This window comes from Streptomyces sp. TP-A0356 (assembly GCF_001417775.1).
Lineage (GTDB): Bacteria > Actinomycetota > Actinomycetes > Streptomycetales > Streptomycetaceae > Streptomyces.
This window is the reverse complement of record NZ_BBZJ01000002.1, coordinates 1-1,704: the sequence shown is the minus strand read 5'-3', so window position 1 is coordinate 1,704 and position 1,704 is coordinate 1. Positions and strand designations below refer to the sequence as shown.

At 67.4% G+C, this 1,704-nt stretch carries 2 protein-coding genes; one reads left to right on the top strand and one right to left on the bottom strand.

Annotated elements, in window-relative coordinates; genetic code table 11:
- The first annotated feature begins 271 nt into the window (after window positions 1–271).
- Window positions 272–1,102, top strand: a complete 831-nt coding sequence (locus ASC56_RS00015; protein ID WP_055489026.1) for an IS5 family transposase — start codon at window positions 272–274, stop codon at window positions 1,100–1,102.
- Here ASC56_RS00015 and ASC56_RS00010 read toward each other — a convergent pair.
- Window positions 1,020–1,586, bottom strand: coding sequence for a hypothetical protein (locus tag ASC56_RS00010; RefSeq protein WP_055489025.1), 567 nt, complete (start codon window positions 1,584–1,586; stop codon window positions 1,020–1,022). The two genes, ASC56_RS00015 and ASC56_RS00010, sit on opposite strands and share 83 nt — an antisense overlap.
- Between the last annotated feature and the right edge of the window lie 118 nt (window positions 1,587–1,704).

The window sequence follows — 1,704 nt, the reverse complement described above, 5'->3', positions numbered from 1 at the left end:
GTGCGTTGTGGCAAACCGGATCTTGTTCGAGGTGTGCGGCGCGGGTGATCATCTGGACAGAGGTGCGGGTGCGGTCGCGGGCATGAGAGAACGGGCCCCTTGGTAGTGACGCGGTTACGACACCCAGCACGACCAAGGAAGCCCGTTGCCTGATCAGTTGAGCAGTATCTCTGTGCTGGCGTCCACCACAGTCACCCCTGGGTGTGACTGCTACGTGCACCGGTTCGGTTCGATCGCTCCGGGGCGGCGGGCAGGCTGCTATCCCAGTGACATGTCGGATGCGGAGTGGGCCGAGGTCCGCTCGGCGATGCCGGTGCCGGCCTGGCTCCTCAAGCTGGGCGGGCGTCCGGAGGGGTATTGCCACCGCGAGATGCTTGACGCGGTGCGCTACCTCGTCGACAACGGCGTGAAATGGATGGCTCTGCCGGTCGATTTCCCGTACTGGCGGGCGGTCTACGATTTCTTCCGCCGCTGGCGTACGTACGACTACGTGCGTGAGCTGTACGAACGCCTGCGGCGTTCGGCGCGGGAACGGAAAGGGCGCAACGCCGAGCCCAGTGCGGGGATCATCGACAGTCAGTCGGTGGATGCCTCCGAGACCGTGGGTGAGGACAGTCGCGGATACGACGGCGGGAAGTCACGCGACGGGCGCAAACGCCACATCCTGACCGACACCGAGGGCCTGCTCCTGGAGGTGACCGTGACCCCGGCTGATGTACACGACTCCAAGGCCGCCCCCGCACTGCTGGAGACGTTCATGGACGAGCCGGGCCGGCTGCTGAAGCTGGTGTGGGTCGACAGTGCCTATCAGGGTCCGGCGCTGGCGAAGGCGTTCGCCCGTCACGGAGTCCGGATCGAGGTCGTGCGCCGATCCGATGGACAACGCGGATTTGTCGTACTGGCCCGCAGGTGGGTGGTGGAACGCACGCTGGGCTGGCTCTCCCGCTCACGCCGCCTCAACCGCGACCACGAACGCCGTCCCGATCACCACCAGCAGATGGTGTGGTGGGCAGCCACGATCAGGCTGTCGCGACGGATGGCCGGTGATGCCCCGCGCTGGCCGGAGAAGCGCCCCGGGCGACTGCTCCGGGCGTCGGCATGAACCGTCCGTCTTCCGCCCGCACCAGCCAGCCCCGCTTCTCGAGCACGTAGGCACGGTGACGGATCTTCTCCACCTCGTTCTTGATCTCCGCTTCCCGGCCCACCGCCCGCGTCAACTCCACTCCGTTCACCGGCCCCGAAGCGGCCACGACAGCGGCGAACACCTCCCGATACAGACCGCTGAGCACCTCCTCGCCCATGCCCGGCCGCCACACCGGCGGCCGCTCGGCATACCCCGCACCGAAGCCGCTCGATCCCTCAGCGGCAGCCGCCCCACCACCAGACGGCACGGGATCCGGCGTATTTACCGCGCTCTCCTCAGCAAGCACCTGCACGAGTTCCTCACGTCCCACCCGGGCCCGTTCGACTCGCTCCCGCGCGGCATTCACCTCCGCCTGAGCCTGCTCCAGGACCTCCGTCCAGGACTCCAACTCCTGCCTCGCCCGCGCCTCACGCCGCTCCATCAACCCCAGTACCGACGGCATTGCACCCTCCTCGGTCAACAACAAGCCGTCCGCTGCCTGCCCCTACCCCTCCGCGATCACGCCCCGCACACGAAGAAGCCCCTGCTCATCGAACAGGGACTCCCTTTGCCACAACGCA

Coding starts and splice junctions, on each gene's coding strand:
- ASC56_RS00015 (WP_055489026.1), top strand. CDS start 272: ATGTCGGATGCGGAGTGGGCCGAGGTCCGCTCGGCGATGCCGGTGCCG.
- ASC56_RS00010 (WP_055489025.1), bottom strand. CDS start 1,586: ATGCCGTCGGTACTGGGGTTGATGGAGCGGCGTGAGGCGCGGGCGAGG.